At 41.0% G+C, this 25203-nt stretch carries 21 protein-coding genes, 1 other RNA gene and 2 pseudogenes; 12 read left to right on the top strand and 12 right to left on the bottom strand.

Annotation, left to right across the window (positions count from 1 at the left end):
• Window positions 1–136 precede the first annotated feature (136 nt).
• The 5 genes from C9E88_RS11725 to C9E88_RS11745 form a co-directional block, all read right to left on the bottom strand.
• Entirely contained in the window at window positions 137–388 is a 252-nt protein-coding gene (locus C9E88_RS11725; protein ID WP_106986120.1) for a hypothetical protein, read from the bottom strand.
• A 174-nt stretch (window positions 389–562) separates the two neighbouring features.
• On the bottom strand, window positions 563–1804 hold the full coding sequence (locus tag C9E88_RS11730) for an FAD-dependent monooxygenase (RefSeq protein ID WP_106986121.1): 1242 nt from the start codon (window positions 1802–1804) through the stop codon (window positions 563–565).
• A complete protein-coding gene (ubiH, locus tag C9E88_RS11735) occupies window positions 1801–3009 on the bottom strand; it encodes a 2-octaprenyl-6-methoxyphenyl hydroxylase (protein ID WP_106986122.1) in 1209 nt (402 codons plus the stop codon). Before ubiH ends, C9E88_RS11730 begins: the two co-directional genes overlap by 4 nt.
• A gap of 357 nt (window positions 3010–3366) precedes the next feature.
• Window positions 3367–4326 carry an alpha/beta fold hydrolase gene (locus C9E88_RS11740; RefSeq protein ID WP_279678461.1) on the bottom strand — a complete coding sequence of 320 codons (960 nt, stop codon included), beginning with the start codon at window positions 4324–4326 and terminating at the stop codon, window positions 3367–3369.
• Between the two features lie 136 nt (window positions 4327–4462).
• Window positions 4463–5662, bottom strand: coding sequence for an MFS transporter (locus tag C9E88_RS11745; protein ID WP_227865788.1), 1200 nt, complete (start codon window positions 5660–5662; stop codon window positions 4463–4465).
• Between the two features lie 154 nt (window positions 5663–5816).
• On the opposite strand from C9E88_RS11745, the gene C9E88_RS11750 reads away from it, so the two are divergent.
• A complete protein-coding gene (locus tag C9E88_RS11750) occupies window positions 5817–6413 on the top strand; it encodes a TetR/AcrR family transcriptional regulator (protein WP_106986124.1) in 597 nt (198 codons plus the stop codon).
• 43 nt (window positions 6414–6456) lie between these two features.
• On the opposite strand, the gene C9E88_RS11755 is transcribed toward C9E88_RS11750, so the two are convergent.
• Window positions 6457–6825 (bottom strand): MerR family transcriptional regulator, encoded by a 369-nt coding sequence (locus C9E88_RS11755; protein ID WP_106986125.1) that lies wholly within the window; start codon window positions 6823–6825, stop codon window positions 6457–6459.
• Between the two features lie 76 nt (window positions 6826–6901).
• Between C9E88_RS11755 and C9E88_RS11760 the strand changes: the two genes are divergently transcribed.
• The gene (locus tag C9E88_RS11760) at window positions 6902–7696 is read left to right on the top strand and encodes an alpha/beta fold hydrolase (protein ID WP_106986126.1); all 795 of its coding nucleotides are present in this window, start codon (window positions 6902–6904) and stop codon (window positions 7694–7696) included.
• 58 nt (window positions 7697–7754) lie between these two features.
• On the opposite strand, the gene pepP is transcribed toward C9E88_RS11760, so the two are convergent.
• Window positions 7755–9089 carry a Xaa-Pro aminopeptidase gene (gene pepP / locus C9E88_RS11765; protein ID WP_106986127.1) on the bottom strand — a complete coding sequence of 445 codons (1335 nt, stop codon included), beginning with the start codon at window positions 9087–9089 and terminating at the stop codon, window positions 7755–7757.
• Window positions 9090–9140: 51 nt separating this feature from the next.
• The gene (locus tag C9E88_RS11770) at window positions 9141–9770 is read right to left on the bottom strand and encodes a UPF0149 family protein (RefSeq protein WP_106986128.1); all 630 of its coding nucleotides are present in this window, start codon (window positions 9768–9770) and stop codon (window positions 9141–9143) included.
• 64 nt (window positions 9771–9834) lie between these two features.
• Between C9E88_RS11770 and C9E88_RS11775 the strand changes: the two genes are divergently transcribed.
• The 5 genes and pseudogenes from C9E88_RS11775 (at window position 9835) to C9E88_RS11795 (ending at window position 14395) form a co-directional block, all read left to right on the top strand.
• Window positions 9835–10386 carry a hypothetical protein gene (locus C9E88_RS11775; RefSeq protein WP_106986129.1) on the top strand — a complete coding sequence of 184 codons (552 nt, stop codon included), beginning with the start codon at window positions 9835–9837 and terminating at the stop codon, window positions 10384–10386.
• Window positions 10387–10388: 2 nt separating this feature from the next.
• Window positions 10389–10676 (top strand): cell division protein ZapA, encoded by a 288-nt coding sequence (locus C9E88_RS11780; RefSeq protein WP_106986130.1) that lies wholly within the window; start codon window positions 10389–10391, stop codon window positions 10674–10676.
• Window positions 10677–10775: 99 nt separating this feature from the next.
• A non-coding RNA gene (gene ssrS / locus C9E88_RS11785) (6S RNA) lies at window positions 10776–10959 on the top strand.
• Window positions 10960–11258: 299 nt separating this feature from the next.
• Window positions 11259–11912: pseudogene (locus C9E88_RS11790) on the top strand (IS3 family transposase); the annotation flags it as partial.
• Between the two features lie 284 nt (window positions 11913–12196).
• Window positions 12197–14395, top strand: a complete 2199-nt coding sequence (locus C9E88_RS11795; protein WP_106986131.1) for an OsmC domain/YcaO domain-containing protein — start codon at window positions 12197–12199, stop codon at window positions 14393–14395.
• Between the two features lie 141 nt (window positions 14396–14536).
• Here C9E88_RS11795 and C9E88_RS11800 read toward each other — a convergent pair whose 3' ends face one another.
• Both C9E88_RS11800 and C9E88_RS11805 read right to left on the bottom strand, forming a co-directional pair.
• Complete coding sequence (locus tag C9E88_RS11800) at window positions 14537–15004, bottom strand: hypothetical protein (protein ID WP_106986132.1); 468 nt, start codon at window positions 15002–15004, stop codon at window positions 14537–14539.
• 97 nt (window positions 15005–15101) lie between these two features.
• A pseudogene (locus C9E88_RS11805) lies at window positions 15102–16327 on the bottom strand (YncE family protein).
• 263 nt (window positions 16328–16590) lie between these two features.
• Here C9E88_RS11805 and C9E88_RS11810 point away from each other — a divergent pair.
• Together C9E88_RS11810 and lon are read left to right on the top strand one after the other, a co-directional pair.
• Complete coding sequence (locus C9E88_RS11810) at window positions 16591–17187, top strand: 5-formyltetrahydrofolate cyclo-ligase (RefSeq protein ID WP_106986133.1); 597 nt, start codon at window positions 16591–16593, stop codon at window positions 17185–17187.
• Window positions 17188–17334: 147 nt separating this feature from the next.
• On the top strand, window positions 17335–19761 hold the full coding sequence (gene lon, locus C9E88_RS11815) for an endopeptidase La (RefSeq protein WP_106986134.1): 2427 nt from the start codon (window positions 17335–17337) through the stop codon (window positions 19759–19761).
• A gap of 441 nt (window positions 19762–20202) precedes the next feature.
• Here the strand turns inward: lon and C9E88_RS11820 are convergent, their stop codons facing one another.
• Entirely contained in the window at window positions 20203–21147 is a 945-nt protein-coding gene (locus tag C9E88_RS11820; protein WP_410160619.1) for a M28 family peptidase, read from the bottom strand.
• Between the two features lie 185 nt (window positions 21148–21332).
• Between C9E88_RS11820 and rlmH the strand changes: the two genes are divergently transcribed.
• The 3 genes from rlmH (at window position 21333) to C9E88_RS11835 (ending at window position 23649) form a co-directional block, all read left to right on the top strand.
• The gene (gene rlmH / locus C9E88_RS11825; RefSeq protein ID WP_106986135.1) at window positions 21333–21815 is read left to right on the top strand and encodes a 23S rRNA (pseudouridine(1915)-N(3))-methyltransferase RlmH; all 483 of its coding nucleotides are present in this window, start codon (window positions 21333–21335) and stop codon (window positions 21813–21815) included.
• 127 nt (window positions 21816–21942) lie between these two features.
• Window positions 21943–22719 (top strand): dioxygenase family protein, encoded by a 777-nt coding sequence (locus tag C9E88_RS11830; RefSeq protein WP_106986136.1) that lies wholly within the window; start codon window positions 21943–21945, stop codon window positions 22717–22719.
• A 156-nt stretch (window positions 22720–22875) separates the two neighbouring features.
• A complete protein-coding gene (locus C9E88_RS11835) occupies window positions 22876–23649 on the top strand; it encodes a DUF4377 domain-containing protein (protein ID WP_106986137.1) in 774 nt (257 codons plus the stop codon).
• 133 nt (window positions 23650–23782) lie between these two features.
• Here the strand turns inward: C9E88_RS11835 and gdhA are convergent, their stop codons facing one another.
• The gene (gene gdhA / locus C9E88_RS11840; protein ID WP_106986138.1) at window positions 23783–25126 is read right to left on the bottom strand and encodes an NADP-specific glutamate dehydrogenase; all 1344 of its coding nucleotides are present in this window, start codon (window positions 25124–25126) and stop codon (window positions 23783–23785) included.
• Between the last annotated feature and the right edge of the window lie 77 nt (window positions 25127–25203).

Genomic DNA, 25203 nt, shown 5'->3' on the forward strand with positions numbered 1-25203 from the left:
TCTTGTATCCCTTATTTGCACTTTGGCGCAAATATTCAAAAAAACACTCATACTCGTCCGACCGTAACACTACAACAGATAAAATATGAGGAAAAAAAACACCGCATAATGCGGTGTTTTTTGGCTTTTTTGGCACTTAATCGCGTGACGCAGATTCGTCTGGTGGCACTTCAGTAATACGACCACCACGCGCTAAGAACGCAGCGACTTCATCTTCTAAAGCATCGCGTTGCTTTTGCTTCGCCGTTACAGTGAGTGTTTCCGCTTCGGCAACATCTGTGTCTAATGCACTATCTTCGCTATCTGACGCGCCTTTTTCAGCGGCTTTCGCTTCATCATCATCAACTGCAGAATCTTCTGCATCATCATAATCATTCATATCCGTCATCTTAAATCTCCCCACCAATGACTTGTATGTTTAAGTAAAATTTAAATCTCAATTTAGAAGGAATTTAGCAATCTCTGAGCTTTTCGCCTAGAGGCTAATATCTAAAAATTGTATTTTTTTTAACCAAAATCGTAATCTTGTATGAACAATTGATTAAAAAATATCAAATTTAGGCTAAGCCGAATAACGCGTATCTTTTAAAAGCCCTAAGCCATTAGCTTGAGACATAAAAGCATCTTTGAGCATTGGTAATTTTTCAACCTGCTTTAATCCAAAATTGCGCGCCCAGACCACAGGGAAAAGTTGTGTGGTTTCCATCCAACCAATCGCAGACATACTATGCATCATGGCATCGTTTTGTCCTTTACGGCGGTGCTCATAACGCTTGAGGCTTTGCTCATGTGCCCACACGCCACGCGCTTTGTCATGTAATAGTACATCACATAACACGGCCGCATCTAAGCAACCAATATTCACACCCTGACCTGCCAATGGATGTATCACATGGGCAGCATCACCAATGAGGGCCAAGCCATCTTGCACATATTGCTGTGCGGCACGAGCTTTCAATGGAAAAGTTGCCCGCGCTGTTGCCTCTAAAACTTCACCCAGCATGTGATGGCTTTCACGAGTGAGCAATGCTGTAAATTCAGCATCGGATAGCTTGGCATATTCTTCTGCATAATCATCTGGCAAGGTCCACACAATAGATTGCCAATGGCCATTTTCTTCAGCTTTTAAACTGGTCATGGGTAAAAACGCCAAAGGCCCAGTTTCTAAGAAAATTTGACGGGCAACATGCGCATTTTTTTGTGCCGTACGAATACCACAGCTTAAACCTGCTTGTTTATAGTCAAGTACATCCAGCTCAATAAAAGCTTGCTCACGAACAAATGAGTTTGCACCATCTGCACCAATCAGCAGTTTGGTCTGTAGCGTTGTGCCATCTGCCAAGTGTACTAACCAAACACCTACACCGCGCTCAATGCGTTTTACTTTCACTTGAGTTCGGTAATCGTGAAGCGTAGCTAACATTTTTTGCTGAATAGCCAGATTCAAAATACTCGGCTCCACCATTGAACCGAGGGCATATTCAACTTTTGGTGTTTGCTCTGACGATGTACCAAAGTTAATTTCACCATAGCCGTTTTTATTCCACACTTGCATGCCTGTATAAGGTTGCTGACGGGCCAATATGTCCCATACCCCTACAGTTTTAAGCAAATGAATAGTCGCTTGGCTCAGTGCCAATACACGTGGATTGGTTACAGCTAAAGTTTTTTCTGCATCTAAAATAGGTGCAGCATCGAGTACAGTTGCTTGTACACCACCTTGCGCCAACAGTAATGCCGTTAAGCCGCCGACTAAACCGCCACCGACAATTACAGCATCAAGAACATGTGTTGATGTACTCATGATTTTAATCCCATCGCATAATTGGCTACGAGTTGCTTCATGCCCGGAATATTTTCAAAGCACATTAAACCTGTGTTGCGAATCAATTTCAGCATAGGATTTTGATTACTAAAGCCACGTACCACAGAATCACAGAACTTAATGACACGTTGCTGATCTTTGAGACGTGATTTTTCGTAGTCTTGTAGCATATTTGCTTCGCCTAAATCGGCATTTTTTTCCACTTGCTCAGTTAAATAACGCACCAAGACATGCGCATCTCGCATGCACAGGTTAAAGCCCTGACCTGCAACTGGGTGAATGGTATGTGCAGCATTGCCCATTAATACCACACGGCCCACTGCTTGTTTTTCTGCAAGCACTTGTGACAAAGGAAAGCTAAAGCGTTTACCGGTTTTTTGGAATTTTCCTGCACGATCGCCGTAGGTTTCTTGTAAAGCATCTAGGAAATGTTGGTCTTTGTCTTCGCCAATCCATTCATGTTCTGTGCCTTTCGGAACAGGCCATACCACTGAACGGCGGTATTCACCTGGCAATGGCAATAATGCCAATGGCCCCAATGGACTAAAGCGCTCAAAGCCTACATGACCATGCGGTTTAGAAGTTTGTACCGTCGTTACAATCGCAACTTGGTCATAGTCATGTTCTGATGCGCCAACGCCTAGGGCTTTACGGCAAAATGAGTCACGACCATCTGCTGCAATCACGATTTTTGCTTGTAATTTATGGGTATAATCGCCACGCTTAGCTTCAATATAAGCAAAGTCTGCATCTTGCGTGAGTGAAGTCACTTGCACACCATCAATCAGTTCAATCAATGGTTCTTGTTTAACTTCCGTAAGGAGTACACGGCCTAACCATGCATTTTCAATGACTTGTCCAAAGCTTTCGACTTTCTCTTGATCTGCAAGTAATCGTGCCTTACCAAAACTACCTTGTTCTGTAATATTCACTTCTAAGATCGGAACTGCATGTTCTTGTAATGCATCCCACAAGCCCAATTCTTGATAAATTTGTACACTACGGCGTGATAAAGCGCTGTTTCGTGCATCAAAACTCGAGTGATAAGGCGCAAGGTTTGCATCATCATAATTTGGGTATTTGATGGCTTCTAAAAGTTTTACGCCAATTTTGGCTTTGGCCAACATGAGTGCCAGACTTAAACCGACCATACCACCACCGACAATGATGACTTCTTGCTGCATGCTTGCTTCCTTTTTTATCAAGTATTCGAATTTAGGAAATTCACTCGAAATACATATACTCTGTAATGGATTTTATCTTACATCAAGGGCATGATTTTTTATAATGAAATACAAATTTGTTGCGGGTATTTGCACTGAATAAATACAAAATAAAGCCTAGCTTGACGTAAATATTCCACTTAAAAAATAGCAAATCAATCAAGATCATCATAACAATGGCTGAGTTCATCAGACTCAGCCACAGCTTATTTAAATCGACTTCATTTGAACTGGTCATGTTTTGATGCATTCAAATGGACACATCAAGCTAAAAACCTGATGCCTTGATGTTAAGCCTTGTTGTTTTATCCTTAGTGTTTACTTGGCATTTAAAAAGTCACCCACAGTTTTATTCAGTTCAGGCGCACACTCTTCAGGTAACCAATGACCACAATTTGGAATCACTTTACCCGTCACATTGGTCGCATATTGCTTCATTTGATCTACTTGGAATTGCCCCATACCACCATGACCGCCTCCGCCAATCGCAAGCACTGGCATATTCAATTTGGTTTTGGAAATGCTTTCATTCTCTTTAATTGAATCATTCAGAGAACGGTAATATTCAAATGATGCATTGAGCGTATGCGGTTTCGAATACGACTTGGCATACATGTCTAACACTTGTGGTGTAAATACTGTTTTATTGGTGGCATGCTCATGAATAAAGTGGGTTAAAAAGAATTTTTCATGTCCTTTAATTAAGGTTTCAGCTAGGTTTTGTTTGGCTGCGAAGAAACTGAAATGCCAAACCAATGATTCGCCTTGTTCTGAGAATGCAGGGAATTCATACATGCTTTTGTCTGGAATCGGCGCTTCCATAAACACCAATTTTTTAATTTTATCTTGATGCTTCACTGCCATTGGATAGCTATTCCAAATGCCAATATCATGTGCAACCAAATAAAACGGCTGATCATTGCTTAATTTTGTTGCCAACTTATATAAGATTTCAGATACATCTGAACCTTTAAAAGATTTTGGCGGCTGAGAAAGCCCAAGACCCGGCAAGTCGACCGCAACAACTGTGTAATTTTTTTCTAAAGTCGGCATAAGCTGGTGCCATTCATACCAAGACTGCCCAAAACCATGAACTAAAAATACCAAAGGCCCTTTTCCGCCTTTCACATAGTGCAGTTTCACGCCATCAATATCATCATAATAACTGCTATATCCCTTCATCACAGGAAATTCATGTGTGGTATTCAGTTGCGGTGTAGCCATCACGGATTGAGCTAAAGTCAGTGACGTAAATGTTGCGAGTAGTAGTTTTTTCATAAAATTAAACCTCTTTGATTGCGTATTTACTGCTTTGTTGATTGTTGCGTTTGACTCAAACTGAACAACGTTTAAATCTTCATTTCGTGTTTGCTTAGAATCGTTTTTTGTTTGTTTCATCTTTAGAAATATGGGTTTAGAGATACTGAGTTTTAAAGCCATTCGACTTGGCACAAAGCGCAATGATGAACGCCACGACTAAAATCAACAGCATGACCCAAGGCAAAACTTGTGCGCCAAATTGATTGAGCAATAAGCCACCCAAAATACCGCCCAGTGCAATTGCGCCATTCCAAACCACCACATTAATGGATAAGGCAACATCGGCATGCTGTCCTGCTGCTTGTGCTAATGCCGTTTGTAAAAGTGTTGCAGCGCCACCAAAGGTCAGTCCCCAAATGGCAATACTAAAAATCACCACTGGCGCTGAAAATAAAAACAGTCCTAAGAGCAATGAAATCACTGAAAAGATCGATAAACTGGCAATGACCAAATGTCTTAAATGCTGATCAATTAAATGACCTGTAAACCAAATGCTGAGTAAAGCCATCGCACCGAATAAAAATAAAATCTGGTCTACATGTGCATCCAAATGGGACAAAGACAAAAATGGCGTAATGTAGGTATATAAAATGTTATGCGCCAGCATCCACGTCACAATCACTGCCAGTACTGAAAATACACCGGGTATTTTTAATACGCTGAAAATTAAATTTTCTGATCGGGTTGTTTCACCGGGAAAGTCTGGAACTGCAATAAAGATCCAAATCACCAAGGCAATCGCCAAAGCAGACATCAAGAAAAATGTCATTTGCCAACCAATCATCTGCCCCAGCCAAGTGCCTAAAGGTATGCCCAGTGACAACGCAATGGGTGTCCCGACCATGGCAATCGCTAAAGCTTTGCCTTGCTGAGCTGGACTGACCATGCGTCTTGCATAACCTGCCAATAGGCTCCATGCCAAGCCTGCTGCGGCACCTGCGCCAAAGCGAGAAATACAAGTCAAAATATAATGATCAGACAGCGCTGTAATTGAATTAAAAAGCAAAAAACCAAATACCGTCAGGAGTAAAGTACGGCGTCTTGGCCATGCACGTGTCCAAATGGTGAGTGGAATTACCATCAGTAAAGAACCAAGGGCATAAATCGTAATCAACTGTCCCGCTAGGGCTTCAGAAACATTCAGCCCTGCTGAGATTTGCGGTAATAAACCTGCTGGAATGGTTTCGGTAAAAATACAAATAAAGCCAGTCATGGCCAGTGCCAATAAAGCAAAAACTGGCATCGGCGCATTATTTTTAGAATCCAGCGATACATTTTCTAACTGTTTCATCATGTTATTCACTTTTAATTGACTGATTGTTTTGCGCCATTTCAATTGCGCTTACACTTATATATCGATCAGTACATAATTAAAAACAACGAATAGACTTTTGTCAACGACTTCTATATCGATTAGTATATTAATATTCTGTGACAGGAGAATTGAGATGGCGAAGACTGGACGCCCTAGAGAGTTTGATCGCAATGAGGCATTGAAGCAGGCTATGTATTTATTTTGGAATTATGGTTATGAATCAACGTCTTTAAGCCAACTAAAAGTGGCTATGGGCAATATTTCTTCCCCGAGTTTTTATGCAGCCTTTGGCTCTAAAGAAAATTTGTTTCAAGAAGTAAGCCAATACTACATCGATACCTATGCAACGGTAACTGAGGCGCTGTGGGATAACACGCTATCTGCGAAAGACGCGATCGCCTTAGCCTTACAGCAATCTTTAGATATGCAATATGATCCAAGTCATCCTTTGGGTTGTATGGTGGCTTTAAGCACCGTGTTGGCGCCTTCTGCAGAGAACCAGCATGTAACGGAAATATTGCAACAATCTCGGCATAAAACCCGCCAAGGCTTTATTCAAACCCTACAGCGTGGCATCGAATCTGGTGAGATATCAACGGATATAGACAGCATTGGATTAGCCACTATCTTTGATAGTTTCCTGATTGGCATTTCAAGTTTGGCCCGCGATCATGTCAAAAAAACCGATATTGAGTATGGTATCAGTAAGTTGCTCAAGCTTTTAGAATGATTGAGAAAATCGTGTTTTATCCAAAACATGACGCTTTATGCACTTAAGTCAACATGCTCTTTTTTTGCTGTAAAATGTTTAAATAATCAGACAAATACTGCTGACTGATTTGAAGATTTTCAATTTTTTTATTGATATTGTCTAATTCATTTTTCAGCGAATCGATGACTTGTTCACAAGGATCGACATCTAGTTGTTCAACCGAAATACACGGCAGTAACAGGCTGATGGCTTGTAAAGTCAGCCCTGCCTTGGTCAAGATGCGGATACGGCGAAGTCGCTCTTCATCCTTGGCATTATAAATGCGATAGCCTGACTCACTGCGCATCGGAACGATTAATCCTTGATGTTCATAATAACGAAGCATGCGGATACTGATGCCTGATTTTTTAGCTAATTGACCAATTTGCATTTTTACCCCCTTGACTCTCACAGTGCTGTCAGAGTTTATAGTGATTTCATTCCAAACACATGAGAATGTACAACGAATGAACTTATTTACAACAATCGAAAATGCAAAAATCTCCTATAGCGTTGATGGCGACGGCCCATTAAACATCGTGCTGGTGCATGGCGCAGGCGCAAACTCCGAGTCGAACTGGGGGCATTTTGTTGAATTTCTTGCCCCGCACTATAAAGTGGTTCGTCCAAACTATTCGGGTTCAGGTGAAACAACCGATGAGGGCCAGCCTTTAAGCACTGCTCAATTGGCAGAACAAGTGATTGCAGCGGCAAAAGCTGCCGATGCTGTGCCATTTGATTTAATTGGCTTTTCATTAGGCACCAGTGTTTCGACTTATATCGCAGCAGAATACCCAGAATATGTAAAATCTGTGGTGTTATTGGCCCCTTATCTTAAAGGCAATGCACGCACTAAGCTCCAATTTGAGCTATGGAAAGATTTAGGTCAAAACAACCGTAAAGCGATGTCGAGTATTATTATTCAAACAGGTTTTAGCGCAAACTTCACCTCGGCATGGGATGAAAATACCATGGCGCAAACCTTAGAAAACACGCTGCAAACCAATAATTGGGAAGGATTTATCCGCCAAGCTGAGTTGCTGATTCATACCGATGTGACTGCTCAAGCGAAGAAAATCAACAAACCGACCTTGGTGATTGGCTGTACTTATGACTACATGGTGCCAAGTGTACTGGCCAAAGACGCTGTAGCGCTGATTTCACACGCTGAATATGCTGAACTGGCAGCTGGACATATGGCTGTATATGAAAAACCGGAAGAATTTTTAAAATTAGCGACTGAATTTTTGCAAAAATCTTAATCTTTAAATGAAGTAAAAAAGCCGATCATCTGATCGGCTTTTTTACTACTGTCTTAACTTAAGCAACTTTCGCTTTCGCCATCAGCGCTTCAATATCTTCTACAGATTTCACAACTGCTGCTGTTAAAACATGTGGGCCATTTGGCATTGCCACCACATCATCTTCAATACGGATACCAATACCACGCCATTTTGCATCCACTGTTTCATCATCTGGTGCAATATACAATCCTGGCTCTACAGTCACGACCATCCCTGCTTCATAAGCACGCCATTCGCCATCTAGTTTATATGAACCCACATCATGCACATCCATACCTAACCAATGCCCTGTGCCATGCATATAAAACTGACGGTAGGCTTCTTTCTGAATAATTTCCTCAAGATCACCCTGCATGATGCCAAGATCCAGTAAGCCTTGAACTAAAATACGTACTGCAACGTTATGCGGTTCTTTATAAGAGTTGCCAATGCGTACCGCATCAATCGCAGCAATTTGCGCATCTAGCACGACATTATAAAGCGCTTTTTGTTCTGGGCTAAATTTGCCGTTGACTGGGAAAGTACGGGTAATATCTGATGCATATTGCTGATATTCACAAGCAGCATCAATCAGTACCAAATCGCCGTCTTTTAATTCTTTATCATTTTCTACATAGTGCAAAATACAGCCATTTTCACCGCCACCAACAATACTGTTATATGACGGCACACAGCCATTTTTACCAAAAACATAATTCAGTTCAGCTTCTAGCGCATATTCCATCATGCCCGGTTTAACCGTTTGCATAGCGCGTGTATGTGCTTGTGCTGAAATATTAGAAGCAATTTGCATCAGTTCAATTTCATCTGCAGATTTCTGCAAACGCATTTCATCTACAATACGGTCAAGCTGAATCACTTGACCCGGTATCGCATGACCGCGACGGCTTTCGCCCCCCGCTGTTGCTAACCATTTTGTAACTCGTGCATCAAATTCGGCATTTTGTCCAATACGGTAAAATAACTTATCTTTATTTTGAAGCTTGCTTAAAATTTCCTCATCAAGCAAATCAATCGCATAAGCTTCATCTGCTTCATAATCGTCTACCGCGCCATCTACACCAGCGCGGTAACCGTTCCAAATTTCCATTTCGCGGTCACGTTCACGGCAAAATAAGCTATAACTATAGCCGTCTTCTTCCGAATCAAAGGTTTCAATCACCGCAACCGCTTCAGGCTCTGCAAAACCTGTCAAATAGAAAAAACTGCTATCGCTACGATACTTATAATCAGCATCTCGGTTACGTAACATTTCTGCACGCGTCGAAATAATAGCAATACTGCGTAAACCCATTTCAGCTGCGAGATGATCACGACGTTCTTGAAAGTCTTCTTGAGTCAGTTTTTTCATTGGTTTTTAAAAGCTCGAATTGAAAATGAAATTTGGAAACACAACGCCCGATTAACTCGGACGGTGCGGTGTAAACATTTCTACAACATTAGTACTGTCAGCATTTGCTTGGGAATTTGATTTACCAAGGTGTAGTTGCAATAAAGGCGTCTCAGACACTTCTACTTTCTTACGCCCCATCGACAAACTTACAGGAATTAAACGCACAAATTCGTATAATTCTTGGTAGCTTTCTTCGCCTTCTTCATCATCGTCAGATTCATCAAACTCTACAGCAGCGACATCTTGTAAATGCTCAATCAGTTCATGTTCTTCAGCACGTAAGTGACCTGCTGCCAAACCAAAACCAAGCACCACACCTGCACACCAATCTGCCAAGGCTTGTACACGCTCAGCCAATGAATGTGTGTCATCTGGAAGTAGGGGTAAATAGTCTAATTCGTCATCAGACAATGCATTTGCAATATCTTCTGATTCGTCAGTCAGTATTGCTAAAGCTTCAGGATGAATTTCGAGCACTTCAAGTGTAGATAAAATTTGTTCCCACTCATCACGCGTAGGTGCTTGAGACACACAAACTATACCTGTAAGCAGGCCGTGTAACTCACTTGGGCTTGAAATCTCTTCAATTGCCTTAAAATTTTGGTCCCATTCCGACCAACCTGAAATATCGTCTTGCATTCGTTTATCCAATCTCTATACTTCTTATATATTACCTTTGTTTGCAATACTGTGCGACCACGATATGTTAGAAGAATTACAGCGTCTGCAAGCGCATATAGGTGTTTTAAAAACACGCCTCGCGCATTATGAATCGGAAAATGATGCTTTAGCTGAAGATAAGAACTCAGCGAATGAACAGCACCATAGTCAAATTGTGCAAAAAAATGGCATCATCACCAAGAAACAAGAAGAAATTGATAACCTGACTGAGCAACTCGCTGAATCTCGAAGTCAATTTCAAAAGCTCAATACAGATGCCTCGGCCTTAGCGGATCGCTATAGTCGTTTAGAAAAAAGTTGCACCGATTTAAAAAATCGCTTTCAAGAAATTTTGTCTGAGCGTAATGAGTTACGCATTGTCAAAGAGAAAATTCAGAATGAGCAGCGCCATGCGCAGCAAGAAATTCAAAACTTAGAAAAAGAACGCGAACGCTTATTACAAAAAAATGAGCATGCCAAAGCAAAAGTTGAAGCGATTATTCAGCGTTTATCTGTCTTGGGTACCGCACAAGATCATCATGCGCAAGAAATTCAACAATTGGCCCACCCTGCCGATGTTAATGAGGAAGTTTAAGCATGAGCGAAGCAATTCCAGTAGATTTAAAAGTTTTAGGGCATAACTTTCGTTTAGCCACAACGCAAGAAAAACAGCCAGAACTCGAACGCGCAGCTCAACTCCTCAATGACAAATATGATGAGTTCCGTCGTAAAGCACCGCGTATGGAACCTAGCAAACTGATCATTATGGTAGCGCTAGAGTTGATGCAAGAAGTGCTCAGTATGAATAAAAGTTTACAAGAGTACGAACATTGTGAGCGCTTGCTCCAAGCTATTCTTGAAGAAGTAGAAGATCTTGCTGAATAAGCAAGATTTTTTTTGCCTAAAGCCTAGCCAATTAAACATCGCTTTACAGTTATACATGCCAAAAGATTTGCCAAAGCCTCGTTATTCGCTATACTTGGCATAACTCTGAGGTGTTCGCCAGCGCGTCTATATCCCTGCCGATACTTAAATCTCCGGATTGTGTTCTGCATATTTAGAGTGTATGCCTACCTTCGTGTAGGAAACCCAGCAAGTATGCGTCGCGTCCACCTTGAACTTCTTCGGGTTCAGGGTAACGACATGCAGCGGCATCTTCGGAGCTATTTATTTTCTCTCTTATAATTATTATAAAATTCTGTTTTTATTTATTTTTCTAATATCCTGCCAAATATACAATAAATTCTTTGTCATTTCCCTCACTCGTATTTAGCACAACTTTAAGCCATAAATGGCGAAGGTATTAAAAGACTTTCAAAGACGTTTAACTAAAGTCGAAACCTACAGAAAGAACAAAATGACTACTATTAAATTAGTAGCCGCTTTTCTGTCCTAGCCAAAATAATGGACAGCACTTCCCTCTAAAGATAACGTAACGTTAACTTTGGAGATACAAGAAATGGTTAAATGCTGAAAAAGCTGGGTTTACGCAGCAGGATTTCGCGTAAATACAAGCATACGACTGATTCAAACCATCGTTTTCCTGCAGCACCCAATCTGTTAGAGCGTCAATTTACAGTCATTCAGCCTAACAAGGTTTGGACAACGGATATTACCTATATCTGTACCAAGCAAGGTTGGCTGTATTTATGTGTGATGCTGGATCTATTTAGTCGTCGTATTGTGGGGTGGCAAACCAGCCATCGAATAGACCGTCAATTGGTGTGTGATGCGTTTCATTATGCAATGGCTCGTCAAGGGTATCCAACGGGTGTCATGGTACATTCACTTGCGAAGCAATGCTTCTCAGGCTCACAGTACTGTAGTTGTGATTTTAGAACGCTATTATTAACGAATAACTGTATTCAAAGCATGTCACGCAGAGGGAACTGTTGGGATAATACAGTGACCGAAAGCTTTTTTCATACATTGAAAGGTCATGTGGTACATGACAGTGTGTTTGCCACTCGAAAAGAGGCGAATGCTGTCTTGTTTGACTATATTGAGATTTATTACAATCGGGTCAGAAGGCATTCTGCAAATGGTTGGTTAAGCCCAGAAGCTTTTGAACAGAAATATTTTAAGAATTTAGAGGGATCAGTTGTCCACAATACTGCCTAGTATCAACCTTTTAAAGCACAAGCAAATGTCCTACTTTTATTGTGCTGAAGGGACATAAATCGTCAAAGCAAACATAAAGCGTATGAATAAGCGACTTAAAGTTATCATCACTGCAAATTCCCTCTATAATATGCTGCATTCAGGACTATGCCTTACATAACACCAAAGTTTTGTATGTCAGTGTCCGCTCATATTTTTTAAGTCAATGTTTATCCTAGCGTTCGGCTTGATTCATTTTTACTGCTTATTTGTCCGTGATGACAACTAAGAATTTAGGTGCCTACATGGAAATCAAAGTTAATTATCTCGACAATCTTCGACAAGAAGCTAAGTTCGATGACTTCACGGTGATTGCCGATCAGCCAATCCGTTATAAAGGTGATGGTTCGGCACCAGGCCCTTTTGATTATTTTTTAGCGTCTTCTGCACTTTGCGCGGCTTATTTTGTCAAAGTTTATTGCTTAGCCCGTGACATTCCGACAGACAATATCCGTCTTTCTCAAAACAATATTGTTGACCCTGAAAACCGCTACAAGCAAATTTTCAAAATTCAGGTGGAGTTGCCTGCAGATATTTCTGAAAAAGACCGCCAAGGGATTTTGCGTTCAATTGACCGTTGCACTGTTAAAAAAGTTATTCAAACGGGTCCAGAATTTATTATTGAAGAAGTTGAAAGCATTGATGCTGATGCTCAAGCCTTGCTGATTCCAAGCCTGACTGCTGAAAATAATACTTATATTTTAGGTAAAGACCGTCCTTTAGAAGAAACTATTGCCAAAATGTCGGGTATTTTGGCGGACTTAGGCATGAAAATTGAGATCGCATCTTGGCGTAATATTGTGCCAAATGTTTGGTCTTTACATATTCGTGATGCTCAATCGCCAATGTGCTTTACCAATGGTAAAGGTGCAACGAAAGAAAGTGCTTTAGCATCTGCACTCGGTGAGTTTATTGAACGTCTAAACTGTAACTTCTTCTATAACGACCAATTCTGGGGTGAAGAAATCGCCAATGCGCCTTTTGTGCATTATCCAGAAGAACAATGGTTCCAACCGGGTCCAAATGGTGAATTACCAAGCGAAATTTTAGATGAATATACGCTGGAAATTTACAATCCTGATGAAGAGTTATTGGGTACGCATCTTTACGACACCAACTCAGGCAATACAAAACGTGGCATTTGCTCACTCCCTTTTGTACGCCAATCTGATAAAGAAACTGTATATTTCCCATCAAATTTGATTGAAAATTTATATCTTTCAAATGGTATGAGCGCGGGTAACACCTTAGCGGAAGCACAAGTACAATGCCTATCTGAAATTTTTGAACGTGCAGTTAAGCGTGAAATTTTAGAAGGTGAATTAACTTTGCCTGACGTACCTGCTGAGTTTTTGGCTCAGTACCCAAGTATTGTTGCAGGCATCCAAGGCCTTGAAGAACAAGGCTTCCCTGTATTGGTTAAAGATGCGTCATTGGGCGGTGAATTCCCTGTCATGTGTGTGACTTTAATGAATCCACGTACTGGCGGTGTGTTTGCATCCTTTGGTGCACATCCAAATATGGAAGTCGCGATTGAACGTAGCTTAACTGAGCTATTACAAGGCCGTAGTTTTGAAGGTTTAAATGACCTACCAAAACCAACCTTTAGTTCAAATGCAGTCACAGAACCTAATAACTTTGTAGAGCACTTTATTGACTCAAGCGGTGTGGTGTCTTGGCGCTTCTTTAGCGCAAAGTCTGACTACGAATTTGTAGAATGGGATTTTGCTGGTGAAGGTGAAAATGCCAACCAAGAATCTGCGGACGCTTTGTTTGCTATTTTAGAAGAGATGGGCAAAGAAGTTTATATGGCGGTCTATGAACACCTTGGTGCAACAGCCTGCCGTATTTTAGTCCCTGATTATTCTGAAATTTATTTGGTTGAAGACCTTGTATGGGACAATACCAATAAAGCACTGCTTTACCGTGAAGACATTTTAAATCTGCACCGTTTAGATGACGAACAACTTGAGGCTTTAGTTGAACGCTTAGAAGAAGCGGATGAAGATGACTACACTGAAATTAAAACCTTGATTGGTATTGAGTTTGATGACAATACCGTTTGGGGGCAATTAACCATTTTAGAGCTGAAAATTCTCATCTATCTTGCACTAGAGCAATTTGAAGAAGCACATGATTTGGTAGGCCAATTCCTTCAGTTCAACACCAATACTGTTGAACGTGGTTTATTCTATCAGTGTATGAATGTAGTTCTTGAAGTCATGCTGGATGATGAAATGGAACTCGAAGACTATGCCTACAATTTCCGTCGCATGTTTGGTGATGAACGTATGGATGCAGTAATGGGCACAGTTGAAGGCGAGGTTCGTTTCTATGGTTTAACTGAAACTAATATGCAACTTGAAGGTCTAGACCGTCATTTACGTCTGATTGAAAGCTATAAAAAATTACATGCTGCTCGCGCTAAAATTGCAGGGCTTTAATGCTCAAGCTTAAGCATGACACGGTGTGTATCAAACTGAGTATGCTGTAAAAACATAAAAAAACTTCCTTCGGGAAGTTTTTTTATCGCCAATTTTTTATCTTAAGACTCAATCGAATCGGCTATACCCAATACTTTTCAATTAAGATTTCAATTGCTCAAGCTGTTGAATATATCCATCCAAACTGCGTTCCATATCAGGCATGATCTTTTTTAAAAACTGACTATAGTGAATCGCATCAGCCGCTGTTAATGCACCTACACGAACCAAATTCACTTGCGTTTTGAGCAATCGATCGACTTCACGAGGATCAACCTGTTGCCCATGACTTAAACGATAACTTAGTTGCTCAAAAGCTTGATATAGCTCGTCGCGTTGCTGAATAAGTTCAGGACTCACCTGCTGTGGTACTTGCGAAATAAGCGTCGTCGTCTGCTGTGTCTCTTTAGACTGAGGCTGTGACACAGTGTTTTGTAATGGTCGCTCTACCTCGCCGCTCTTCTGTTGTTGCGTTTGCATAGCTTCTGCTGGCTGTAATATTTTACTCAGCCCAAATCCACCCAACACAACCACGAGGGCCAAACTTGCATATTGTAATGAATGACGCATAAGCACTCCTTTTGCTCATCCTTGTATCTACGCGAAATTGCTTAAAACTTCATGCATAAAGCGAGTGGAATGTACTCGCTTTATGCAGTCCATCACCTTAGTTGCTCCATCCTGCAGGTGCATATCCTATACGCACACGCTGAGGATGATTGCCAACGGGTACACTCAGCACTTTCTCGCCTGTCTCAAAATCAATTACGGTCACTACATCATTGGCACTTTCAGAAATCACGCAACTTTTGCCATTCGGGCTACGGGTTGCCCAATACGGTTTACCTGCTGGAATTAACTTGGCTGCGGTTAAAGTTTTACGGTCAACGATAGTTGCATAATCATCCATCGTGCCTGCGACACACAGTTTCTCACCATCTGCACTCATCGATAAACCATGATGGCGTGAGTCATTCACCCACTTGGTACGGTCAGCAGGAATCGTTGAGCTACCTGGTAGTTGACCAATGCGTGTGATTTTGTCTTGATTCAAATCGTATTCAATCAAACCATTAAAAAATGATACTTGGGCATAAATTTTTGACTCATCTTTACTTAACACCATCGGTCGAACAGCATTGGATAAATCTTTACGTCCAAAGGCATCCAGCGCTGGCCTGAAGTCAATTTTTTTCAATATCTTATAGTTATTGGCATCTGCAATCGTGAGATAACGCTTTCCTTTGGTAAAATCTTGCCAGCTTGCATCCATTGGCGTTTCAACATTACCAATGGCTGAGTTGATAATTTTAGTGCCACCCGCAAAATAGATATTTTCATGAGGTTTATCACCAGTATCAAAGCGACCTAATTCTTTACCCGTTTGAATATCTAATACCTGCACCACGTTACCAGAAGAAGCCGATACCGCCACACGTAAACCATCAGGTGAAACTGCCATGTGATCTGCACGGAAGCCTTCTACAGAAGTTCGCCAATTAATTTTTCCACTTGCAATATCAATAGACACCACATCTGCATAGCTTGGACGCGATGCCACCACAGACTTACCATCTGGCGTGGAATACATGTCGTCAACCAATTGGTCATTGCCCTCGCCAGCGGTATTTCGAATATAGCTATACGCCACCAGCTTGATGGGGTTTAAATAGATTTCTTTCAGGCGCTCTTTACGATCTGGCACCATATTAATCACGCCAATTTTAGCAAAGTCACCCGAAGGCCGAATCACTGTTACCGTGCCATCCCAGTTATTGCCCACAAAAAAACTTGCTGGCTATTTAATGGGGCTGCATGACTCAGGCCACAACAGCTTGCAAGTGCCAAAACTGTCCCTAAACCGTATTTAAATAATGGTGTACGCTTTGTCATTTTTGTCCTTCCTGTATTTCCATATTTTTATTTTCTTGCGGATTAAACTTGCTGGCTTTTCCTTTCTAAGGCCAGATCAAGACAAATTAATATACAAATGTAGTTCAACAATAAATAAGCTTATCCGACCAAAAAAACCCAATCCGATGAACCGTAAACTCATGGTCACTACACACAAGCGCCCATTTCGCAATACAAACGCTATGCAGTTGTTCTATAAAAAGATTAGACTATCCATACGCTCTGTTACTTCTGCTTCTCGTATGCCTGAATTTTGTGTCGATTTAAAACAGCTCCGCAAACAATTAAGACAGCAACGCCGTGGCCTCAATAAATTCCAACAAAAACAAGCTGAACAAGCCTCTCTCAACCGTTTAATTCGCCTCGCAGAATTTCAACATGCCCAGCACATTGGTATCTATTTACATGCCTTTGGTGAGATCCATACCCAAAAAATCATTGAATATTGCTTTGCACACGGTAAAGCAGTGTATTTACCTCTCATTTGTAATATGAACCAACGCTTACAATGGGTGCGAATTTCACAGCATCAATTCCGTACACAGCGCTTTGTACCCCATCGTCTAGGGATGCGAGAGCCTATACGTGCAAGAGGGTTACATATTGGCCATTTAGATTTAGTGCTTATGCCGTTATTGGCCTGTGACACAGCAGGTACTCGAATTGGCATGGGCGGTGGCTTTTATGATAAAACCCTTGCCAGCGCTATTCAGCGACCTTTTCGCTTAGGGCTTGCACATGAGTTTCAACTTTATAAATCATGTTTAAAGCGTGAAAAATGGGATCAACCCCTCGATGCACTGTTAACGCCGCAACGCATTCTACGTTTCAAACGTTAAATTGATCATTTTGACCATTAACAATGGTTAAAAAACATATATTTACTTATTTTTTGCACAATTTATATCACGTCGCCCTTGTAATTTTTAAAATACCCATCACTATAAAAAATATGGCAACACCGTTGTCACTCATTAGGAGTGCCCATGTCTGAACTTATTATGAATGAAGAAAGCTTAGAACTCGAAGTTCCTAGCGTTTTACCGCTTTTAGCGTTGCGTGACGTGGTGGTTTACCCGCATATGCAAATTGCACTGTTTGTTGGTCGTGAAAAATCGATTAACGCAGTGAATGTGGCTCGTAACAGTGACAATCTAGTATTTGTAGTTGCACAAAAAGATTCGCTTACAGAAGAAATTGATCACGAAAACTTATATCAATACGGTACTGTCGCGAAGATTGTGCAGGTTGTAAATCACGAAAATGACGAGAACTGCATTAAGGTCTTAATTGAAGGCTTGCATCGCTCTAAACTCGAAAAAATCATTGATGACAATGATTATTTGACTGCTGAGCATAGCTTAAGTCCAATGACCATTGATACTGATGCTGATGCACAGCAAAATCGTGTTGAAGAACTACGCACGCTGTTTGCTCAGTACGCTGAGGCTAAGCTACGTAATGCACGTGAACTGATTGCGGCTGCCAATAAAATTGATGACTTACTGCAATTATTGTTCTTTGTTGCAACACGTGTACCGCTAAACATTGATGTGAAACAAAAATTCTTAGAGCACGATGCTTTTGAAGCGCATTTGCAAGAATTAATGACTTATTTGTTGCAACAGTCTGAAGAACAGCAGATTGAACAAACACTGCATGATTCTGTAAAACGTCAAATGGAGAAAAATCAGCGCGAATACTTCCTCAATGAAAAGATGAAGGTGATTCAGCGTGAACTTTCTGACATGAATGGCGGTGCAGAAGATGACGTTGCAGAAATTGAAAAACGTCTTGCTGAAGCAGATTTGCCTGAGCATGTGCGTAAGAAAGCAGAAAATGAATTCCGTAAATTAAAAGCGATGCAACCTGCGTCAAGCGAAGCTGCTGTTGTTCGCAACTATTTAGAGGTGATCTTAGATACACCTTGGAATAAAGCCAGCAAAGTCAGCATTAACTTGGCCAAAGCGCAAGAAATTTTAGATGCAGACCACTACGGCTTAGATGACGTTAAAGACCGCATTGTGGAATACCTTGCAGTACAGTCACGCGTGAAAAAATTACGCGGGCCGATTCTATGCTTAGTGGGTCCTCCTGGTGTAGGTAAAACTTCATTAGGTGAGTCTGTAGCAAAAGCAACAGGCCGTGAGTTCGTCCGTATGGCGCTTGGTGGCGTACGTGATGAAGCAGAAATTCGTGGTCACCGTCGTACTTATATCGGTGCGATGCCGGGTAAAATTGTGCAGTCTTTAACAAAAGTTGGCGTAAAGAACCCACTGTTCTTACTCGACGAAATCGACAAGATGGCACAAGACTACCGTGGTGATCCTGCTTCTGCGCTACTTGAAGTACTCGATCCGTCACAGAACAATAAGTTCAACGATCATTACCTAGATCTTGATTTGGACTTATCTGAAGTGATGTTCATTTGTACTGCAAACAGCATGAATATTCCTGAAGCATTGCTTGACCGTATGGAAGTGATTCGTCTACCGGGTTATACCGAAGATGAAAAAGTGAATATTGCTGAGCGTTACCTTGTGCCTAAAGCCATTAAAAATAATGGTCTACGTGCAAAAGAATTAACAGTTCATGAAGAAGCCATTCGCGACATCGTACAGCGTTATACACGTGAAGCTGGTGTGCGTAGCCTTGAGCGTGAAGTGTCTAAAATTGCGCGTAAAGTGGTGAAAGAAGCGGTCAGCAAAAAAGCCAAAAATCTTCAAATTGAAGTGAATTCAGGCAACTTACCAGACTACTTAGGTCCACACAAATTCGACTTTGGCATAGCTGAAGATGAAGCTCAAGTGGGTCGTGTGAATGGTTTAGCGTGGACTTCTGTTGGTGGTGAATTACTTACCATTGAAGTTGCTGCAGTGAAAGGTAAAGGTAAGTTTATTACCACAGGTTCACTTGGCGATGTAATGAAAGAATCCATTACCGCAGCCATGACCGTTGTACGTACACGTGCAGATGAATTAGGTATTGAGTCTTCACGTTTTGAAGAAACAGATGTACACGTACACTTACCTGAAGGTGCAACACCAAAAGATGGCCCATCTGCTGGTTTAGCGCTCACGACTGCTTTAGTTTCGGCATTCACAGGTATTGCGATTCGCCCAGATATTGCAATGACGGGTGAAACAAGCCTAGGTGGCCGTGCAATGCGAATTGGTGGTCTAAAAGAGAAACTTTTAGCTGCACACCGTGGTGGAATTAAATTAGTGTTTATTCCTCAGGAAAACGTTCGTGATTTGGCTGAAATTCCAGAGAACGTTAAAGCTGGTTTAGAAATTAAAGCCGTGAAATCGATTGATGAGATTTTACCTTTAGCTTTAGTAGACATGCCAAAACCTTTGGTAAAAGCACCGATTGTAAAAGCCAATGATGAAGCGAAAGTTGCCCGTCATTAATTAAATTATAGCAATGTAAAAAGCCCTGTTTCGACAGGGCTTTTTACTGTCCTCAACTTAGACTCAGTTAAAAGGGTTAAAGGTGTAATTAAGGTACGTCAAGCACTTCACATTGAATATGACGACTCTGTTCATTGCTTCCTAGCAAGCAACACTTGATTAAAAAACATAAAAAAATGAATTTTATTTAAATAAGCTAAATTACTGATAAAGTTTAAATTAACAATAAAATTCAAAACTAAAACTTTATATTTTTATACTGATTTAATTTTTTCGCTTGAAATATAAACCACACTCCCCCATATTTTTAATAAGATCATACGCGCTGTATGTTTCTTTTTTGCTCTTAGATGATTACATCTAGAATGGCTACCAACATCTCCAGGTTGGTAACCACCTTTCGCAGTCCGATGGCTTTCTGGACTGCGTTTTTTATGCTTCTCAGTTAAGTAGCATTTTGACAACGCCATTCACCACTTGCCCCATTTTTTCGGTATCTAAACGATCCAAAGTATCTTGACGAGTGTGATAGTATTTATTGCGGTACATCGCGGTATCTGTAATGGTTATCGCAGGGAAATCAAATTTCCAATAATTCAAATGATCTGAAAAATCTAAATCTTGCATAAAACTTGGTGCAATCAAACGCTCACATTGCAGTTGATTGAGTTTTCTCATGGCTGCGCAATAGTCATAAGTCAAATCACGTGACATTAAATTACCCACTGCAGCAATAAAATTACCATGTGCTGGGTAAATCCACTTTAATCCTGCTGGATATTGTTGCACCTCATTTTCATCAAAATAGCCAATCATCTCTAAAATATATACCCCAGCAATATTTTGTTTTTGCTTGGCTACAGACTTAGCATGAATAAAACTTCCCATATTTTCTGTTCCAAAATATGGTGGCTCAGCCAAAGTATAAAAAACAAAATCGACATTATGTTTTAAACTGGTTTTTTCTGTGGCCAAAATACGTGCAACCTCTATCACGCCTGCCACACCAGAGGCATTATCATCAGCACCCGTGGTGTCTTCCAACACATCATAATGTGCTCCCACAATCACCTTTTGTTTTTTACCCGCATTTAAAGAGCACACCACATTACGATAAGGCAAACTATTTGCCGTATAGTTTTGATACTGACACGGCACACCAAACAAGCGCATTTGCTCGCGTATCCATGCCGATACTCGATTTAACTCTTGAATGTTTTTGGCATGACGACCTGCTTGAGCACCAATCACTTGCTCCATATATACACGCAAATTTTTAGCATCTGCAGGTACAGCAGCAAAGCTTATAGAACTCAAACTGAATAACGATAAAAGGCTAAGGATTAAACCAAGGGATTGAACAGAGTTTTTGCAGGGTTGAGGCATTATTATTATTCTCACTACTGATGGTTTTATATCATTATTTTGACCAGTTATGGCGTAGACCACAGACGCTATTCGGATATTAAAGCAACAATATTCGACCTAATTCAATTGCATTTTGTGTCTGAAATTCGCAATAGCGTATTACATCGTTATAATAGGCGTTTCTTGTTGTTACCCTGCTCACTATGAAAATTCGTATTTTGACCATTGGCCAAAAAATGCCTGCTTGGGTACTTACTGGATTTGAAGATTATTTCAAACGTATTCAGCCTTTTGTACAAACGCAGATTATTGAATTGCCTATGGCAAAACGAGGCAAAAACGATTCTGAAGCTGACATTTTAAAATACCGCCAAATTGAAGGTGACAGTATTTTAAATGCAATGAAGCACAATGAAGTACTCATTGCTTTAGAAGTCGGTGGCCGTGAGTTCAGTACAGAAAAGCTGGCAGAAACCATGAAAGGATGGATGCTTGAAGGCAATGATATTGTGTTGGCGATTGGTGGGCCAGATGGACACTCTGAGGCCGTGCGTAAGGCTGCTGCATGGCATTGGTCGCTTTCAAAGCTCACCCTGCCTCACCCAATGGTACGCGTGATGCTGATTGAACAACTTTACAGAGCCATGAGTATTAATAATAACCACCCTTACCATCGTGCAGGTTAATTTCACTTAAATTCAACTGTCATTTTTACACACTTATTCCTGTGTAGAATCATGTTATAAAGATTCACTTTTTCATTTTGGGCATGTAAATGTACATGCCTAAATTTATTTAGGGCATATCTCTCCTATGAAGCTACAGACTTTGCCTGGCTTATTCATTTCTCATGGCTCTCCAATGTTAGCCATCAATCCCGAGCAAATTGGGCCTGCACTCGAACGCCTGAGTCTTAACCTACCAAAGCCCAAAGCCATTATTGTGATGTCGGCCCATTGGGAGAGTAAAGATATAGAAGTCAGTACAGCTTCACGTCCTGAAACATGGCATGACTTCCGTGGCTTTCCGAGCGAACTCTATGAGATACGCTATCCAGCGCCCGGTCAGCCTGAGCTTGCTGAGCATATTTTAGAACTACTGGCTCAAGCAGGATTTGAAGCGCATGCCAATAACACACGTCCACGTGATCACGGCGTGTGGATGCCTTTGCTACACATGTACCCAGAAGCAGATATTCCACTCATTTCTATTTCATTGCCAATGAACTTATCCGCTGAACGAATTTATAAGATTGGACGCGCTTTAGCGGTGCTGCGTGAACAGCAAATTTTACTGATTGGTTCTGGCAGTATTACCCACAATTTACGTGAAATCGAATGGCAAAATCCTAAGCCAACCACTCCTGAATGGTGCTCAGTATTTCGTAATTATGTCGTGGCTAAATTACAACACCATGATTTTGATGCAGTGCTTGATTGGCAAGAGATCCCCTATGTCATGCGTAATCATCCAACCCTAGAACACTTTGCACCACTGTTCTTTGCCATGGGCACTGGCAACCGTTTTAACATTGTGCATCATAGCTATTCTATGGGCGCTTTAGGACGTGACATTTATCGCTTTGACTAATTTAAAAGCATTTAATAATTTATTTTTATATATTAACAAATATTTATTTATGGATACATTTTGATACTTAAATGCCCAAAATGTATCCATTAGTTTATGATTTAATTTATGTATTCTAAATTCTGTTATTTAAATCAATTATTTGTAGACTAAAATATGAAATTAAAATTTTTAGCCATTGCTCTTTTTCCACTCACACTGGCTGCCTGCCAAACCGCTGATCTACAAAAAGCAGGAGATCTAGCCGTGTCTGTATTACAACAGCAAAATGCAAGTAAGACTTTAAGTTCATACCAATGGAGCACCAATACAGGTTCAGAAAAGCCTTTGGTTTTAAATTTCCTGAATAATGGTACGCTTGGTATTTCAACCAGCTGTAATAACTTAAGTACAAGCTGGAAAGCTGAAAATAATACGATTGTTACAGGGAATATGGCCGCTACAATGATGGCTTGCCCACAAGACCGTATGCAACAAGAAGGCATTGCAAGTCAAATTTTTGATGGCGGTAAAACCGCATTTTTATTCAATTTAAATGACATCAATGCGCCGACCCTAACGCTGACAGCAAAAAATGGTAAGCAGTATGTTTTTACTGGAAAAATGACACCTGAAACGAAATACCAAACTCAAGCTGAAACCATCTTTTTAGAAATCAGCCCTGAAACCAAACAATGCACAGGCGTTGCACGACAAACTTGTTTACAAGTGCGTGAAATTAAATATGCAGAAAATGGGATAAAAACCCAAGTTGATAAAGACTGGACATTGTTCTACGACCAAATTGAAGGCTTTCAACACAGCCCAAATGAGCGTCAGATCATCCGTATTAAACGTTATGAGCTGAAAAACCCAGCTGCGGATCAATCTAAATATGCCTATATCTATGATATGGCTGTAGAGCGTGAAGCGGTAAAAGGCACGCTATAAGCTTTAAGCATCGCTGAAGCAGTAACGAATATAGGATTCACCCTACTTCGCGCATATCAAGCTTTGGCTTTTAAAGCGCATAAAAAAACCGAGGCATTAGCCTCGGTTTTTTTAATTCGAACTTGCGTAGAACTTAGTAAACGCCTTGAGCAAGCATTGCATCAGCAACTTTTACGAAGCCAGCGATGTTCGCGCCATTTACATAGTTCACAGTACCGTCTTCTTCAGTACCGAATTTCACGCAGTTACGGTGAATTTCTTTCATGATCGCGTGTAGACGCTCATCAACTTCTTCAAATGTCCAACCCAAACGGATTGCGTTTTGTGACATTTCAAGACCAGAAGTTGCAACACCGCCCGCATTTGATGCTTTACCTGGTGCATAAAGAATTTTCGCTTCTACAAATTTCTCTACTGCAGCCAAAGTTGAAGGCATGTTCGCGCCTTCAGCAACACAGATTGCGCCATTTGCAAGAAGAGCTTCAGCATCAGCTTCATCTAATTCATTTTGAGTTGCACATGGAAGCGCGATGTCGCACTTAATACCCCAAGGACGTTTGCCTTCAAGGTATTCAAAACCGTGTTTAGACGCAAACTCAGAAATACGGCCACGTTTAACGTTTTTAAGTTCCATCACTTCAGCAAGAAGTTCAGTTGTGAAACCGTCTTTTACGTATACAGTACCAGCAGAGTCAGAAAGTGAAACCACTTTCGCACCTAGGTACATTGCTTTATCAGCAGCGAATTGAGCAACGTTACCAGAACCTGAAATCGTTACCACTTTGTCTTTAAAGCTATCGCCACGAGTCTTAAGCATTTCCTCAGCGAAATACACAGTACCGTAACCTGTTGCTTCTGGACGAGCCAATGAGCCACCGAAAGTCAAACCTTTACCAGTGAATACGCTTGAAGTGTCATTGCTGAGCTTCTTCATCATACCCGCCATGTAGCCAACTTCACGGCCACCAACACCGATATCGCCCGCAGGGATGTCCGTGTTAGAACCAAGGTGACGGTAAAGCTCGATCATAAGCGCTTGGCAGAAACGCATAATTTCGCCTTCAGATTTACCTTTAGGGTCAAAATCTGAACCGCCTTTACCACCGCCCATAGGCAAAGTAGTCAATGCGTTTTTAAATGTTTGTTCGAAACCTAAGAATTTAAGAATTGAAAGGTTTACAGATGGGTGGAAACGCATACCACCCTTGAATGGACCAATTGCCGAGTTATATTGAACACGGAAAGCACGGTTTACATGCGTTTGACCTTTGTCATCAACCCAAGATACACGGAATTGAATCGCACGTTCAGGTTCTACTAGGCGTTCAAGTAGACCATAATCAGCATATTGTGGATTCTTTTCAATGAATGGCCAAAGACTGGTCATTACTTCTTCAACAGCTTGAAGAAATTCTGGTTGATGAGCATCACGTGATTTTACGTAATCTAGGAAGTCGTTAAGGCTGTTGTATTTCAACGCTTAATCCTCAGCAGAAATGGATCAAAATTGGTCAAAATTTCAATCAATGATTTATTTTGGCGCAAAACATTAAA

Source organism: Acinetobacter cumulans (assembly GCF_003024525.3).
Taxonomy (GTDB): Bacteria; Pseudomonadota; Gammaproteobacteria; order Pseudomonadales; family Moraxellaceae; genus Acinetobacter; species Acinetobacter cumulans.